Origin of the sequence: Campylobacter sp. P0109, assembly GCF_002138755.1 — a bacterium.
Taxonomy (GTDB): Bacteria; Campylobacterota; Campylobacteria; order Campylobacterales; family Campylobacteraceae; genus Campylobacter; species Campylobacter devanensis.
This window is the reverse complement of sequence record NZ_MJKK01000003.1, coordinates 91,206-107,826: the sequence shown is the minus strand read 5'-3', so window position 1 is coordinate 107,826 and position 16,621 is coordinate 91,206. Positions and strand designations below refer to the sequence as shown.

The 16,621-nt window shown below is 35.2% G+C and carries 12 protein-coding genes; 8 read left to right on the top strand and 4 right to left on the bottom strand.

What is annotated here, in order from left to right:
* Positions 1-65 precede the first annotated feature (65 nt).
* The gene (locus CIGNP109_RS08610; RefSeq protein WP_236847556.1) at positions 66-1,640 is read left to right on the top strand and encodes a hypothetical protein; all 1,575 of its coding nucleotides are present in this window, start codon (positions 66-68) and stop codon (positions 1,638-1,640) included.
* 63 nt (positions 1,641-1,703) lie between these two features.
* Here the strand turns inward: CIGNP109_RS08610 and ilvD are convergent, their stop codons facing one another.
* Genes ilvD through CIGNP109_RS04310 form a run of 4 tightly spaced genes read right to left on the bottom strand, consistent with a single transcriptional unit; the run spans position 1,704 to position 7,772 of the window.
* Complete coding sequence (gene ilvD / locus CIGNP109_RS04325) at positions 1,704-3,377, bottom strand: dihydroxy-acid dehydratase (RefSeq protein WP_086228339.1); 1,674 nt, start codon at positions 3,375-3,377, stop codon at positions 1,704-1,706.
* Positions 3,378-3,386: 9 nt separating this feature from the next.
* Entirely contained in the window at positions 3,387-4,562 is a 1,176-nt protein-coding gene (nhaA, locus tag CIGNP109_RS04320) for a Na+/H+ antiporter NhaA (protein WP_086228338.1), read from the bottom strand.
* Entirely contained in the window at positions 4,559-6,145 is a 1,587-nt protein-coding gene (gene recJ / locus CIGNP109_RS04315; RefSeq protein ID WP_086228337.1) for a single-stranded-DNA-specific exonuclease RecJ, read from the bottom strand. The genes nhaA and recJ overlap by 4 nt, the downstream gene beginning before the upstream one ends.
* The gene (locus CIGNP109_RS04310; protein ID WP_086228336.1) at positions 6,135-7,772 is read right to left on the bottom strand and encodes a CTP synthase; all 1,638 of its coding nucleotides are present in this window, start codon (positions 7,770-7,772) and stop codon (positions 6,135-6,137) included. The genes recJ and CIGNP109_RS04310 overlap by 11 nt, the downstream gene beginning before the upstream one ends.
* 134 nt (positions 7,773-7,906) lie before the next feature.
* On the opposite strand from CIGNP109_RS04310, the gene CIGNP109_RS04305 reads away from it, so the two are divergent.
* From CIGNP109_RS04305 to CIGNP109_RS04275, 7 genes are all read left to right on the top strand, one after another.
* A complete protein-coding gene (locus CIGNP109_RS04305; RefSeq protein ID WP_086228335.1) occupies positions 7,907-11,617 on the top strand; it encodes a S8 family serine peptidase in 3,711 nt (1,236 codons plus the stop codon).
* Positions 11,618-11,703: 86 nt separating this feature from the next.
* A complete protein-coding gene (locus CIGNP109_RS04300; protein ID WP_236847555.1) occupies positions 11,704-12,843 on the top strand; it encodes an ABC transporter substrate-binding protein in 1,140 nt (379 codons plus the stop codon).
* Positions 12,840-13,841: a FecCD family ABC transporter permease gene (locus CIGNP109_RS04295; RefSeq protein ID WP_086228334.1), complete on the top strand. Its 1,002-nt coding sequence runs from the start codon at positions 12,840-12,842 to the stop codon at positions 13,839-13,841. The genes CIGNP109_RS04300 and CIGNP109_RS04295 overlap by 4 nt, the downstream gene beginning before the upstream one ends.
* On the top strand, positions 13,822-14,601 hold the full coding sequence (locus CIGNP109_RS04290; RefSeq protein WP_236847554.1) for an ABC transporter ATP-binding protein: 780 nt from the start codon (positions 13,822-13,824) through the stop codon (positions 14,599-14,601). Before CIGNP109_RS04295 ends, CIGNP109_RS04290 begins: the two co-directional genes overlap by 20 nt.
* A 13-nt stretch (positions 14,602-14,614) precedes the next feature.
* Complete coding sequence (locus tag CIGNP109_RS04285; RefSeq protein ID WP_086224922.1) at positions 14,615-15,160, top strand: DJ-1 family glyoxalase III; 546 nt, start codon at positions 14,615-14,617, stop codon at positions 15,158-15,160.
* 111 nt (positions 15,161-15,271) lie between these two features.
* A complete protein-coding gene (gene ppk2, locus CIGNP109_RS04280) occupies positions 15,272-16,096 on the top strand; it encodes a polyphosphate kinase 2 (protein WP_179187284.1) in 825 nt (274 codons plus the stop codon).
* 45 nt (positions 16,097-16,141) lie between these two features.
* Positions 16,142-16,618 carry a 3-isopropylmalate dehydratase small subunit gene (locus CIGNP109_RS04275; protein ID WP_086228333.1) on the top strand — a complete coding sequence of 159 codons (477 nt, stop codon included), beginning with the start codon at positions 16,142-16,144 and terminating at the stop codon, positions 16,616-16,618.
* Positions 16,619-16,621: the final 3 nt, after the last annotated feature.

Genomic DNA, 16,621 nt, shown 5'->3' with positions numbered 1-16,621 from the left:
TTTTTTTTTTTTTTTTTTTTTGATAAACTGCCTGCTTTTGAAATTGAATTTGAAAAGTTGGCAAAATGAAAAATATCATACTTCTTGGTGGTAGCAACTCTGTGATGGTAAATGGGTTGCAAAAAGGTCTTAGAGAGTATGCGAATGTGACAAATTTGGCTTTAGGGGCAACAACAAGTATCCAAAACCTTTATGAATTAAAACGAGAAAAAAATCAAGAAGCCATTAAAAATGCTGATTTGATAGTAACTGAGAGTAATATAAATGATATTGACCAACATGCGGCCAATAATTGCGCTTTACCACTTAATATTATATTTAAAAATTTACAATATTTTTATCAAACTTTATATTCACTAAATAAGCCTGTATGTATTATTATTTTTCCATTTTATTTTAAAAATCATCAATTAATTAATAATATGCATAGATTTTTGGCTAATTATTTTGGGTTAAATATTATAGATATACAAAATTACTATGCTATAAATAAATTGGTAGATTTTGGTTCTAAATTTGACCATCATCAGCTTTCAGTCATAAATCGCAATATTGGCAAAGAGATTGCTAAAAATATTGATTGCTTTAAAACTTCAAATAAGAATTTAGATATTAATCTACCTGAATTTAAGATATCAACCCCACAAGATATGAAAAGAGTTGGGAATTTCAAGATTTTCAATCCTAAAAATTCAATGTATGATGAGATAGTTTATAGGTTAGAAGGTGATAATTATTTGAGTTTTGAAGGGTATGAAGGGTATCAAATATTATCTGTGCATAGCTGGAATTTGGGTTTAAATGGAAATATGGACTTTTCAAATGAAAAATATACTTCTATACATTTATATAGTGATAAATTTAGTATTATAAAACCATCATCAAGTCATAATCAAAATTATGAAATACAAGCTGAACCGGTGATAACTAAAAATACTATAGTTAAATACAATAAAGATTTGTTACCTTATACAGAATTGCATATGTTTGCTTGGTTTGATAGCTTAAATTCAATAAATTTACCATACTTCGATCTAATCTCATTTTTCTTATGTAAGCCAAATCCAAAAATGAAATTATTTAATTTAAGTCTTATCCCAAGTGATAAAGATATAGAGATTGATAGTGATATAGACCGCTCTTATCTGATACCAAATATCGTATTTTTCAAAGATTCTATGGAGTTTATAGATGAGTATATCGGGCATTTGTATCCTAATATCACAAAACACATTGATAGAGTCCTAAGCCCACAAATTATAAATAGACTTAAAGAGCAGTTAGCTACGCCACCGCAACCGCCAAAGCCAATCACGCCACAACCAGTTCAACCAGCTCCGCAAGAGCAGATAAACTTACTCAAAGAAGAGATAAATAAAAAAGATAAGGCTATAAAAGAATTTAGCGATAAATTGAGCTCGCAAGAAGCTAGTCTAAAATCAACAAATGAGAGCTTACGCAAAAAAGATCTAGAGATCGAAAATTTAGAAATAAATAGCCAAAATATCAAAAACCATCTAAGCTACAAACTAGGAGCTGCCCTTATAAAAGCACATAAACAATGGTATAAAGGTGGATATATCAAATTTATATTTGAAGCCATAAAAATCAAAAATGAGCATAATAAAACTAAAATATAGCTTTAAATCAAATGATAAAGATAGATTAAATCTAAAATTTAGCCCCAAAAGGGCTAAATCTTCTCACGCTTCTAAAATCGCCCCATTACTTGCGTTGGTAACTAGCTTTTGGTATTGTCTTAACCAGCGACTATCTACCTTTTTGCCGGCGTATTTCCACTCTTGTTTTCTAGCGTTGATCTCATCATCGCTTAAGCGAACATTTATGCTGTATTTATCTACATCAATATCGATGATATCGCCATCTTTTAAGAGACCTATCATACCGCCTTCAGCAGCTTCAGGGCTTACATGGCCTATGCTAAGCCCCCTTGTGGCACCGCTAAATCTCCCATCAGTGATTAAGGCTACATCAGCCCCAAGCCCACGCCCCATTATAAGGCTAGTTGGGCTTAGCATCTCTTGCATTCCAGGGCCGCCTTTTGGCCCTTCGTATCTTAAAACAACCACATCGCCTTTTTTGACCTTGCCACTACTGATACCTTCTATGGCTTCATCTTGGGAGTTAAAGCAGATCGCTTTGCCGCTAAATTGTCTTGAACCGACTATGCCAGCGGTTTTTATAACGCAGCCTTGCTCGGCTAAATTACCAAATAAAATGGCTAGTCCGCCGACTTTTGAGTATGCGTTTGCTACTGTGTGGATGATATTTTGATCCAAAATTTCAGCATTTTTGACCCTATCGCCTAAGCTCTCACCACTTATAGTAGGGGCGTCTAAATTTAGCAATTTATCATCGAATTTAGCTATCTCATTTATAACCGCACTTAGCCCACCAGCCTTGGCTATATCTTCCATATGCACACTAGGTAGGCTTGGGGCGATTTTGGCTATATGTGGGACACTTCGACTAATATCATTTAATTTTGCTATATCTAGTGGCGCACCAGCTTCACGGCTGATGGCAAGCATGTGTAAAATTGTATTTGAGCTACCGCCCATTGCCATATCTACGACCATTGCGTTGTGGATGGATTTGGTATTTATGATATTTCTGATTTTATATCTCTCATCAAGGGCGATTTGGCAGATTCTTTTCGCAGCTTTTCTGATTAGCTCTTCTCGCTCTTTGGTTAGAGCTAGGATAGTTCCATTGCCCTCTAATGCCACGCCCATCGCTTCACAAAGGGTATTCATAGAATTAGCTGTAAACATTCCACTACAGCTACCGCCACCAGGACAAGCGTTACACTCTATATGTTTAAGCTCTTTTTCATCTATTTGCTTTGTCTCATACGCCCCAACAGCTTCAAAAGCTGAATTTAGATCCAAGGCCTCACCCCTAAGCCCAACTCCAGCAGCCATTGGCCCACCGCTTATAAATATAGTTGGCACATTTACTCTTAAAGCCCCCATGAGCATTCCAGGGACTATTTTATCGCAGTTTGGCATACACACTAGCGCATCAAGGCAGTGAGCATTCATCACAGTTTCAACTGAATTTGCTATTATCTCACGGCTTGGGAGAGAGTAGAGCATACCGCCATGTCCCATAGCGATACCATCATCTACGCCGATACAGTTAAACTCAAAAGGCACGCAGCCGTTTTTGCGAATTTCATCTTTTAGGATTTTAGAGTATTTATCTAAGAAAAAATGCCCTGGAATTATCTCTATAAAGCTATTTGCCACGCCTATAAAAGGCTTATCAAAATCCTCATCTCTTAGCCCAGTTGCCCTTAGTAGCGATCTGTGTGGGGTTTTGGTATAGCCTTTTTTGATATTGTCACTTCTCATTTAATCTCCTTAATCTATATTCTTTTTTGGTTTACATAGTAAAAATAGATAGATATATCCTACCACTCCGGCGACAAAACTAGCCAGTAATATCGCTAATTTATCAGCGTGATAAAATACTGGGCTATCATTATAAGCCAAAGCGCCTACAAATAAACTCATTGTAAAGCCGATTCCAGTTAATATACAAACTCCATAAAATTGCAGCCAATTTGAACCTTCAGGAAGTTTAGCAAATCCAAGCTTGATAAAGATAAAGCTAAATAAAAATACGCCAAATTGCTTACCAAAAAATAGGCCAAAAAATATACCCATACCGACTGAATTTATAAGTTGTTTAGGATCAACTCCAGCTAGGCTAACTCCAGCATTGACAAAGGCAAAAACCGGTAAGATAAAGTAGCTTGTAACGCCGTGAAGATCCTTTTCAAGGTCTTTTAGCATACTTGTGCCAGCACTATCTCTCATAGGGATGAAAAATGCGGCTAAAACCCCAGCTATGGTAGCATGGACACCACTTTTTAACACGCTAAACCAAAGGATTAAGGTAAATAGCAAAAATATCGATTTTTTATTTACTTTTAAGCGGTTTAGGATAAATAAAATAATTAAGCAAATAAATGAAATTCCAAGCGAAGTAGTAGATAGCTCAGTTGTATAAAATAGCGCTATAATCACGATCGCACAAAGATCATCTATAATAGCTAAGGTTAGCAAAAATATCTTTAAAGAGCTAGGCACTCTATTACCAAGAAGCATAAGCACCCCAAGAGCAAAGGCAATATCAGTAGCAGTAGGTATCGCCCATCCTCTTATAGCAAACTCATCACTATAATTAAACCCCCAAAATATAAGAGCAGGACAGACAACTCCGCCAAGAGCACCTATAATCGGTAGGGCTATTTGTCTAGGATTGGATAGTTCGCCTTCTACAATTTCACGCTTTAATTCTAGTCCCACAACAAAGAAAAATACCGCCATAAGGCCGTCATTTACCCATAAAATCAGCGGTTTAGCTAGGGTAAATTCTCTAAATCCGATGCTAAATTCAGATCTTAAAATCTCTTGATAGAAGTGGCTTAAAATGCCATTTTGAAATACCAAGGCCAAAATCGTAGCAATAATTAGCAAAACGCCGCCAAAGCTCTCATGCTTTACAAAGGTTTTGATAAAATTTAATTTCATTTTTGCTCCTGTCTTATAATCTCTTTTATTAGTAGTTGAGGGATGATTAACCCACGAAATGAATTTTTAGCAATTGTTACTAAGATATCAATACTCTCACCACTTTTTGGTAAGTAGTCAAAGTTAAAAAATATCGCTTCTAGTGTTTTATTATCTTTTTGTAAAATAATTTTTAGGTGAGATTCCTCCTTGCCAATTTTCTTAGCTGATTTTACCATTGCGCCTTTTAGCTCAAAAAGAGGGCGTGGATTTTTCTGTCCATACGGCTCAAAAAATTCCAAAATCTCTATTAGCTCATAATCAATCGCTTCAGGGTTAATCTGTCCTAAAATCTCATCATTTGTGCTAAAATCATATAGTTCTTGCAAAAAGCAAGATTGATTTATTGCAGTTTTAAATTTGTTTAAATTAGCACTTTCTATCACTATTCCAGCAGCGCCTTTATGCCCGCCATATCCACATAGTAAAGACTCTTGAGAGGCAATTAGCGAAAGAATATCAAATTTACCAACACTCCTAGCGCTACCTTTGGCCTTATCTCCATCTATACTAAAGACAATTGCGGGTTTTTTATACTTTTTAGCCAAGCGACTTGCGACAATTCCGATAACTCCCTCGTGCCACTCATTACCCCATGTAACGATAATATCTTCATTTTCATCTATATCATTTTGGCTAGATTCAAAAAGCGCTTTTTCTTGAGCTTTGCGTGAGGCATTGAATTCGCAAATTTTATCTAGATATCCATTGGCTTCTTTTAAATTTCTAGAGCGTAAAAACTCATATGATATGGTTGCATCATCTATTCTGCCTGCTGAGTTTATTAGCGGAGCAATTAAAAAGCTAATATCATCAAATTCAAATTTTTCTTTATTATAGTAATTTTTTATCGCTTCAAAACAGGCTCTTTTGCTAGAGTTTATCCGTGCTAAACCTAAACGGACTAAAATTCTATTTAAATCTCTTAATTCCATCATATCTGCTATTATAGCTAGAGTTAAAAGATCAAGAAATTTGGCCATATCATAGTTTCTTAGTTCACATACCTCTTTTAGTGCGCCAATTAAATACCATGCTACTTGAGCGCCACAAATTTCGATATTTGGAAATGGGCAGTTAGCTTGCTTTGGATTGATTATTGCATATGCTTCTGGTAGTGTAGGAAGTGGCATATGGTGATCAGTGATGATTAAATCAATCCCTTTTGCTTTACAAATTTTAGCAGCTTCAATAGCGCTAATTCCATTATCTACTGTGATGATTAAAGTGGCATTTTCTAATTCGTTTATAATCTCTTCATTTAATCCGTAGCCATCTTTAAATCTATTTGGAATTTTGATAATAAAGTTAGCAGACATATCAGTTAAAAACTCAGCCATTATAGCTGTGCTTACGATTCCATCTACATCATAATCGCCTACTACTGCTATTAGCTCATCGTTTTGGATGGCTTCTTTGATTCTTTTGGCTGCCTTGAAAGTATCTTTTAACTCACAAGGCAGTGGAATTTCGGAGAGTTTAGTATGGATATCGTTACTAAAACGACTACTTAATAGCTCTTTGATTGCCTCTTTATCTAGCATTTTTATATTCTATTCCAGCTTTTATAAATCCTAGTATTGCAGGGTTTGGCTTGGTTAGCCTTGATGTAAATTCAGGATGAAACTGAACGCCTAAGAAAAATGGATGATCTTTGATCTCTACAGCCTCTATAAGTCCATCACTCTCACCGCTTACTATTAGGCCGGCTTTTTCAAATTCGGCTCTATATTTTGGATTTGCTTCATATCTGTGGCGGTGACGCTCTTTGATTTTGCTTTGATTATTATATACTTTAGCTAGTAGTGAGCCTTTTAGCAAGTCGCACTCATATCCGCCAAGTCTCATAGTGCCACCAAGTGGGCTTGTGTGAGTTCTTAGCTGTTTATTTCCATTTGCATCAATAAAGCTATCTATTAGATATATAATAGGATTTTTGCAATTCTCATCAAATTCGATTGAGTTTGCATCTTCTAATTTTAGTACATTTTTAGCAAATTCTATCATGCTAAGTTGCATTCCAAGGCAGATTCCTAGATATGGGATTTTGTTTTCTCTAGCGAATTTGATAGCTTCTATTTTGCCACTTACGCCACGAGGCCCAAAGCCTCCAGCGACCAAGATAGCATCGCAATCTTTTAATGTTTCAGCAACATTATTAGAATCTATTTTTTCACTATCACACCATTGTATATTTACTTTTGTATCTAAATTGGCTCCAGCATGAATAATGCTTTCAGTTAAGCTTTTATAGCTCTCTTTTAAATCTATATATTTGCCCACAAATGCAAGATTAACCTCTGTGCTAGGAGCTATTACTCTTTTTACTAGATTATCCCAGTTTTGCATATTTGGCTTAGGATTTTTAAGATTTAAATTTTGAGCTATTGGTTCAAGGATATTTTGGTTTAAAAAGCTTAATGGGACTTGGTATATGCTTTGCATATCTGGGCTTTCTATGACTGCATTTCTTTCTATACCGCAACTTGCTGCTATTTTATCTTTTAGCTCTCTATTTAGTGGCATTTCAGTACGACAAATGATCATATCTGGGCTAATACCTATGCGTCTTAATTCGCCTACGCTGTGCTGAGTTGGCTTGGTTTTTAGCTCGCCAGCTACCTTGATATATGGCACTAAAGTAAGATGGATAAACATCCCATTTGATCTTCCCACTTCGCTTCTAAGCGCTCTAATAGCCTCTAAAAATGGAAGACCCTCGATATCGCCTACAGTTCCACCTATTTCTACTATTAAAATATCATTGCCTTCACCAGCTTTTTTAATACGATCTACTATATCGCCTACGATATGTGGGATAACTTGTATAGTCTTTCCTAGGTAATCACCACGACGCTCACGCTCTATAACTGAGCTATAAACCTTACCAGTTGTAAAGTTATTATCTTGAGATAGATCCTCGTCTAAAAATCTCTCATAATGCCCTAAATCTAGATCTGTCTCAGCGCCATCATCAGTGACAAAGACCTCGCCATGTTCAAGTGGGCTCATAGTTCCAGGATCGACATTTATATATGGATCTGCTTTTAGCATACTAACCTTATAGCCTACATTTTTAAGCAGTGTAGCAATGCTTGCTGCTGCGATACCTTTGCCTAAACTACTTAATACTCCACCTGTAACAAATATATATTTCGTCTCTTTACTCATAACTATTCCTTGATTAATTGGGCGATTATATCAAAATTATTTTTACTATCTGATTAAAAATTATAATTATTTTTTATATTTTTATAAAACAAATTATCATATAATGAATAATGTAGAGTAATTAAGGAAAAGTTATGAAATCAATCAAATTATCGTTTATTCTTCCTATATATCTGTTTGGTGTTACAGATTTTGAGCTTATCAATTATAATGATAAAAGCGTAAGCGGTGATGGCGTATTTGTTGGGGTTATCGATAGTGCGATAAATAAAGATCACCCTAGCTTATCAGGGCAAATTCAAGAACAGATTTATTCTAATTATGGAAATAGCGTTTATACTCCAAATTTTTTAGTTGATACTCATGGTAGCCATGTAGCTGGGATTATACTAGCTAAGCCTGATGGCAAAATAGGCGGAATCGCTACAGATGCCAAGGCTTATGGCGTTCAGATAACAGGGCATAATACTGATGGCTCATCTAGTTTTACAGCCCCAAATGTATATGAGTATTTTAAGGATAAAAATATCGCAGCTATTAATAATAGTTGGAATGCCACGGTTTATCCGCTATCTGGATTGAATTCGCTTACTAGTTCATCGATTTCATTTCTAAAAAATGCTAATAATCCAAATGATTATATCCCGTTAATTCAAAGAGATTCAACTGCAAGTGATCTTATAAAGCTATCTAAAGAGAAGCAAATTCTTAGCGTTTTTGCCTCTGGTAATGAGGGGATTATATCTCCTGGGATTATGGCTTTAGCCCCATACTATGATGAAGAGATCAGATCTATAATTGTAGTAACAGCCCTAGATAGCTCACAAATTAGCAAAGATAGTGATGGCAAATTTGTGATGACTACTTACGATAATGGAAACTATGTAAGTGCTGCTACTACATATGCTAATGGATTAAAAGGTGTTTATAACTTTAGTTTAGCAGCACCTGGGACAAATATCAATAGCGTAAATGCTAGCTATAATGTGTATGATGATATATTTAATCGCTTAGATAGAAATCAATATAGAGTCTCTAGCGGCACATCTATGGCAGCCCCTATGGTAACTGGCGCCGCTGCTTTGGTAGCTCAAAAATTCCCATTTATGAGTGGCAAACAGATAGCAGATACCTTGCTCTCTACTGCTAATAAAGATTATATAGCGCCTAAAATTATAGTAAAAGAAACTGTAACTGGAAAATCTCTTTGCGATGGTAATGTTCTTTGTTTTGGCACAAAGAAATACACAGTATTTTATATAGATAATAAAATTCCAAGAAAAGAAGATGGCAGTATAGATGAAAAAGCTGTTGAGACGGATTTAAGAATATCTAATTATTGGGAATCTGGCTGGAAATATGATCGTATGAGTGGTATGGCAGCTATCGATGATGATGACTATCCATGGGTTCAAGAGGTTACGAAAGAGGATCTATTTGGTCAAGGAATTTTGGATATTGATAAGGCTTTAAAAGGTATAGGAATCTTAGATGCAAATAGATTAAGCGATGCTGATGTAAGTAGTCAGTATGGCGAAACTGCGGTATATTACTCGCTAGATACTAAGGGAAATGATACTGAGTTTAGCAACGATATAAGCCAAAGAAAATGGGAAGCCGCCACTCACAACCCCGAAGCATATAATTTGCCTAAAAAATTAGATAATCTAAATGTAGGACTTATCAAATCAGGCAATGGAGTCTTAACCTTAAGTGGTGCCAATAGCTATGAGGGTGCTACTGTTATAAATGCTGGTGGTATAAGACTACTAAGCAAAGATAGTAAAACAGCACAAATAGCCGGAAGTGTCTATGTAAATAGTGGCTCAACCTTAAGCGGTAATGGGGTTATTAAGCAAAATTTAACCAACGATAACTCAATCATTCGCCCTGGCAATGAGGATTTAAGCGATTTAGTCGTTGATGGCACATACTCGCAAACAGGCCAAAATTCAAAGCTTATTTTGGATTTTGGCAATGATGATAACTCGCAATTAATTGCTAAAGATTATAGCATTAGTGGTGGAAATTTGGAGTATAATCCATTAGCGCAGTATTACACAGTTAATAAAGAGATTAAAATTCAATTAGGTGGTTTGGCTACTCATATAGGTAATTTTGCTAATGTTGAGATAGCTAGTAATAATAGTATTAGTTTTGAGATTAAGCTTGATAGCGATAAAACTACGATAAATAAAGATCCAATCTCCATACCGCCAATCCATGAAACCGAGGTGCCATCTAATCCGCAAAACCCAACTCCACCATCTAGTGAGAATGTAACCCCACCGCAATCAGAACAACCAAATACACCATCACAACCAGTTGCCCCTAGTGAGCCAAATAATAATCAAAACAATAACCAACAAGCTCCTAATAATAACCAAAACAACCAAAACAACCAAAACAACCAACAAAATGGCAATCAGCAATCCCCTAGCAATAGCCAAAATAGTGGTTCTCAAAGCTCAAATAGCTCTCAAGGTGGCACAACTTCGCCAAGCAACCCACCATCTAGTGAGAATGTAACCCCACCGCAATCAGAACAACCAAATACACCATCACAGCCAGTTGCCCCTAGTGAGCCAAATAATAATCAAAACAATAACCAACAAGCTCCTAATAATAACCAAAACAACCAAAACAACAACACTGGGCAAACCCCTAATAATAACCAAAATAGCGGAAGCATAATAGTAACTCCTGTAGTTAAACCAAATGCTTACAATAGCAACTCTACTACGCTTAGTCAAACTATGAGAAATATCAGAAGTAATGTAAATTTAAGTAGTAAATATAATCAATTTTTCAATACCCTTGATAGTAGCGATTCTAATACATATCAAGAGACTATGAGCCGTATAGAGGGTAATTCTGTATTTGATTTAACATCAATTATTACGCAAAATCACACTAGTTTTTACCAAAACAATATGCTCTTTAGCATAAATCCAGTAAGTTCAACTCTATTTTCTTATAACTCAAATCCATACGATAGTGGAATTTTTGTCGCGTCTGTGGCTAGTGATTATGCTATAGATTTGGGATTTGATAGTTTAAAACCAAAAAATTATTGGTATATCAATCCAACTTATAAAAGATATAATGGCAATGGATTTGATGGATATCAAAGCGGCGTAAGTGTGAATTTAGCTCATAAATTAGATGATGGGATTATATCTTATGGAGTTGGGGCTAGTAAGTCTAGCTTGGATTTTGATATTGGTGCAACAGCTAAGAGTTCAAATTTTGATATAGCATTAAATTATACTCACGATTTTGAGAGCTTTAAGCTCCTTAGTGGCGGTTCGTTTATGGTTTCATTTAATGAAAATGAGCGTATAGTAGCTAATACCTTAAGTAGCGATTATAAGAGTTATAGCAGTAGCTTGCAACTTGGTGTAGCTAAGGATTTTAGGCATTATAGTATTGTTGTTACTCCGCTTGGATATTTAGGCTATGGTAAAATTTATCAAGAGAGCTTTAAAGAAAGCGGTGGTATATTTGCTAAAAATTACGATAATATAAATCACGATTTATACACAGTTGGCTTGGGGTTAAATTTAGCCTATGAAGGTAGCGATGAAAAAAGTAGATATACAGGTTATATTATTTATGAAAGAATGCTAGATGGCTACGATATGGACGCTAGTGCTGAGTTTAATGATTTTAAGGGGCAAAAATTTAGTCAAAGATATCACTTAGATAAAAATAGGTTAAATCTTGGCGTTGGAGCTGAATACGCCTTTAATAGTGGTTATTTTGCTAAATTTGGCATTGGTAGCGAGTTTGCTACAACTAGTGATAATTATAATCTCTCAGTTACATTTGGTAAAAGATTTTAATTAAAACCTACTTCATAAATTTAGGCTTTTTAGCCTAAATTTAATTATTAAAAGATATAATCTTACATTTATTTTAAGGAGTTTTTGTGAAATTTATCATTTTTTTTATATTTTTAGCTAGCTATGCTTTTGGTATTAGCGTTACTGATATGCGTGGTAAAACCGTACAAATTCCATCAAATTTAAATAGAATAGCTACTATTAGCGATGGCTTTGTTGAGAGTGTTATGACTCACCTTGGTGAGATTCGCAGAGTCAGCGCAATTGCGTCTTGGTCGCTAAAGCGTGATTATAGATATAAGATTAAAGGCATAAACGAAGAGCTTGAATTTACTGGATTAAATACTATGAGAGCTATGCATCCATGGCTTGATACTTTGCCATGCTTTAACTCACCTCAAGGCAATATTATCAACTATGAAACCCTAATGCAATCAGCCCCGCAACTTATTATAGTTCGAGTAGGGGATTGTACTATTGGTGGAGCAGATAAGGCGGCATTAGAAAAAACATTATCTATACTAGAAGCCTCCAAAATTCCTTTAGTTGTACTATACTCGCCTACATATACTAAAAATTTAGCTACGATAAAAGATGAAATGAGAATCATTGGTGAGATTTTTGGAAAGAGTGAGCAAACCTTAAAACTCTATGAGTATTTAGTTGGGATTGAGAATTTAATAAAATCTCGCACCCAAACTGCTACAAATCAGCCAAAAATGCTATATCTAGGCCTAAGTCTAGCAGCTAAGAAAAATGGTGCTAGTGGCATCACATATGGCATTGATACTCCAGAATCTCAGCTTTTAACTACTACTATAAATGCTCAAAACGCATTTAATTTGGCTAAAGGTTCTAGGGTAATGATTAGTGCAGAACAGATATATGCGCTTGAACCTGATGTTATATTGCTACCTACATATAATGGCTATCATCCAACATTTGAACTTTATGAAAATGAGAGTTATGCTAATTTACGAGAGCTAAAGGCTGTACGCCAAAAACGAGTATATTCACTTCCATGGACGCCGATGAACTGCTCAAGGCGTCTAGAATATCCTTTGGAGCTTTTAATAATTGCAAAAGCAGCGCATCCAGATAAATTTACTGATATAAATATTGGCAACTTTGCGCTAGAGTTTTACCAAAAATTATATGGGGTAGATATAGAGGCTGCTAAAATGCTTCGTTCAGCACAAATTTTGGATTGGACTGAGCAGTTTTGAGAGTTTTTTTAGTTGTAGTTTTGCTCTTTGTTTTATTAATTTGCGCATCAATTTTTGCCTTGCTTAGTGGAAATTTATCTCTAAGCGTAGCCGATGTGATGGGCGTGATTGCTTATAAGCTTTTTGGAATAGGAGAGCTAAGTGCAACTGGAGAGATTGTGGTATGGAATCTTAGAGTGCCTAGGATTTTAATAGCGATTTTAGTAGGAGTTTCTTTAGCGTGTGCTGGAGCGATTTATCAAAGTATTTTTAGAAATCCTTTAGTTGAGCCATTTATCTTAGGGGCTAGTTCTGGGGCTAGCTTTGGGGCTAGTCTTGCGATTTTATTGCCAAGCATCTTTTTTTCACTTGAGCTTAGTGCTTTTACTTTTGGACTTTTGGCGGTATTTTTAGCCTATACTTTAGCTTTTGAAAGAGGTGTTACAAATAGTGTTGCGCTTGTACTTTCAGGGGTTATTGTGGGGGCGATTTTTAGCTCGCTTGTTGGAATTATGAAGTATTTAAGCGAGGATGCTCAATTAAGAGAGATTACATTTTGGATGATGGGTGGACTATATCACGCTAGTTGGGATGATATAGCTGTAAATGGGCTATTTGGTATACCGTGTTTTATCATTGCTTTTGCTCTTTCGTGGAAGCTAAATTTGCTTAGCCTTGGCGATGAAGAGGCTAGATCACTAGGTGTAAATCCACAAATTTATAAAGCTATTTTTATCGTTATAGCAACTTTGCTTAGTGCTTTAAGCGTAGCAAGTGTAGGGATTATAGCATGGATTGGATTAATGATGCCGCATGCTGCTAGAATGCTAGTAGGTGCTGATAATAGAGTGATTTTACCTGTAGCTGGACTGATGGGAGCGATTTATTTGCTGCTTTGTGATACTTTATCTAGGACACTAAGCAGCGGAGAAATTCCTGTAGGGATTATTGTTTCGCTACTTGGGGCGCCGTTTTTACTATGGATTTTAAAGGTTAGAAGTGCAAAACTATTTGGATAAATTTGTAGTTGAAAATCTTAAATTTAGCTATGGAAATAACCAAATTTTGTGTGGAATTTCATTTGAGCTTGAGCGTGGGGATTTGCTTGGATTGATGGGATCAAATGGTAGCGGTAAAACCACATTGATACGCTCTCTTTTGGGATTTTTAAATGCTAGTTATTATGAGTATAAAATATTTGGAAGTGAGTTTAAAAGTCTTAAAATTAGTCAAATTTCAAGATTAATATCCTATGTTCCCCAAGCCCATAATCTACCATTTAATTATACTCTTTTTGATATGGTCTTAATGGGAAAAAGGCCGCATTTTGGCGGAGTTTTTGGTTTTAGTAAAGATGATATAAAAGCTGTAGAAAACGCTATGGATATTGTGGGAATTTTACCTTTAAAAGATAAGAGTTTTAGCTCTCTTAGTGGCGGACAAAAGCAGCTAGGATTAATAGCTAGAGCCATAGCCCAAGACTCGCCTATAATGATTTTAGATGAGCCAACTAGTGCGTTAGATTTTAATAATCAAATTTTGATTTGGAAAACTATGCACGCCTTAGCAAAAAATGGTAAAATTATAATAATTTGTAGTCATGAGCCAAATCATATATTTTGGTTTGCCTCTAAGGTTTTAGCTATTAAAGGTGGAAAGGCTTTAGCATTTGGCAAAAGTGAGATAATAAATGAGATTTTATTAGAACAAATTTATGGAGCAAACTATAAAATTTGCTCCTTAGCAAATCAAAAAATAATATACTATTCAATCAATTAATAAAGGAGAAAAAATGGCAAAAGTAGCTGTGATGATGGCAAATGGTTTTGAAGAGATTGAAGCGCTTAGCGTGGTTGATATTTTACGCAGAGCTGGTGTAGAGACTAGTATGGTAGCACTTGATAACTCTTTAGAAGTAATCGGTGCGCATGGCGTAAGCCTAAGAGCTGATGTATTATTTAATGAGTATGATTTTGTCAGTGCTGATATGATTGTTTTACCTGGAGGGCTTCCTGGAGCAGAGTATCTAGCCAAAAGTGATAAACTTGGTCAAAAATTAAAAGAAGCCAAAGCAAATAACAAGAAGTTAGCAGCTATTTGTGCAGCTCCTTGGGCGCTTAGCACTGCTGAGGTTTTAGGTGAGCATTATACTTGTTATCCAGGATTTGAAGATACAGTAAATCACGCTGGATATAGGGCTGATAAAAATGTCGTAATAGATGGAAATATCATCACCTCAAGAGGTCCAGCTACGGCTATGGAGTTTGCTTTAATGCTTGTTCGTGAGCTATGTGGTGAGCAAAAATATAGCGAACTAAAATCTGGGCTTTTAGCCTAATTTTTAGCTTAAAAAATATAGTTGCATTTTTGTCTTTTTATATTAAATTTTTGCTAAATTTAATATAAAAAATTATAGAATATTAAAATTTTTATCTACGGAGGTAATACATTGAGTATCCAAGAAGATTTTGTAACCATTAAAGTCAAAAAATCAAAACTAAAATATGAAGAAGAGCTTAAAAAACTTCAGGTTGAATTTTTAAAATTTCAAACATATGTTAAAAAAGAGGGCTTAAAAGTCTTAATAATTTTTGAGGGTCGTGATGCTTCTGGTAAGGGCGGTACGATAAAAAGATTAATCGAACACGTAAACCCAAGGGGATGTCGTGTGGTTGCGCTTGAAAAACCAAGTGATGTTGAAAGAACTCAGTGGTATTTCCAACGCTATGTTGATCATTTGCCAAGCGCTGGAGAGATTGTAATCTTTGATAGAAGCTGGTATAACAGAGCTGGAGTTGAGCCTGTTATGGGATTTTGTACGCAAGAAGAGCATAGGGAGTTTTTACGCCAAGTTCCTAAATTTGAAGAGATGATAGTAAGCTCAGGGATTATTTTATTTAAGTTTTATTTCTCAGTATCAAAAGATGAGCAAAAAAGACGCTTTAAAGAGCGCAACACTGACCCATTAAAACAGTATAAACTCTCACCAGTTGATGAAAAGAGTCAAGAATTATGGGATCAATATACAATTGCTAAATACTCAATGCTATTAGCTTCAAATACTCCATATGCGCCTTGGTCAATCATTGTAAGCAATGATAAGAAAAAGGCTAGAATAAATGTATTTAAGCATATTTTAAGTAATGTAAATTATGATAACAAAATTAGCCAAAAAGAGCTAAAAGTAGATAATGAAATTTATAGAAGCGGAAGCGCTGAAATCCAAAAAATGGAAGAAAATTTCAACCAAGAACACATTAAAGCTAGGGATTAAGGTTAATTTGTTATAATACAACCTAAAATTTTATCAAGGAAAAATATGTCAAAAGTATGGAAATTCGGTGATAATATTGACACAGATGTCATAATAGCAGCTAGATACCTAAATACTAGCGATCCAGAAATTTTAGCTAAGTATGTAATGGAAGATGCAGATAAAGATTTTAGCTCAAAAGTAAAAGTTGGCGATTGCATTGTAGCTGGTGAAAACTTTGGTTGTGGAAGTAGTCGTGAACACGCTCCAATAGCGATTAAAGCAGCTGGAATAAGTGTCGTAATCGCTAAATCATTTGCTAGGATTTTTTATAGAAATAGCTTTAATACAGGTCTATTGATACTTGAGTGCGCTCAAACTGATAGCATTAATGAAGGCGATGAATTAGAAATTGATTATAGTGGTGGAATTATTAAAAATTTAAGCCAAAATTGCGAGTATAAATTTGAACCAATTCCTGAATTTATGCAAGAACTAGTAAAGTCTGGCGGACTAATTAACTACGCTAAAAGCACTCTTTAAGGA

Coding starts and splice junctions, on each gene's coding strand:
- CIGNP109_RS04275 (WP_086228333.1), top strand. CDS start 16,142: ATGTCAAAAGTATGGAAATTCGGTGATAATATTGACACAGATGTCATA.
- ilvD (WP_086228339.1), bottom strand. CDS start 3,377: ATGAGAAGTGACAATATCAAAAAAGGCTATACCAAAACCCCACACAGA.
- recJ (WP_086228337.1), bottom strand. CDS start 6,145: ATGCTAGATAAAGAGGCAATCAAAGAGCTATTAAGTAGTCGTTTTAGT.
- CIGNP109_RS08610 (WP_236847556.1), top strand. CDS start 66: ATGAAAAATATCATACTTCTTGGTGGTAGCAACTCTGTGATGGTAAAT.
- CIGNP109_RS04310 (WP_086228336.1), bottom strand. CDS start 7,772: ATGAGTAAAGAGACGAAATATATATTTGTTACAGGTGGAGTATTAAGT.
- CIGNP109_RS04305 (WP_086228335.1), top strand. CDS start 7,907: ATGAAATCAATCAAATTATCGTTTATTCTTCCTATATATCTGTTTGGT.
- CIGNP109_RS04285 (WP_086224922.1), top strand. CDS start 14,615: ATGGCAAAAGTAGCTGTGATGATGGCAAATGGTTTTGAAGAGATTGAA.
- nhaA (WP_086228338.1), bottom strand. CDS start 4,562: ATGAAATTAAATTTTATCAAAACCTTTGTAAAGCATGAGAGCTTTGGC.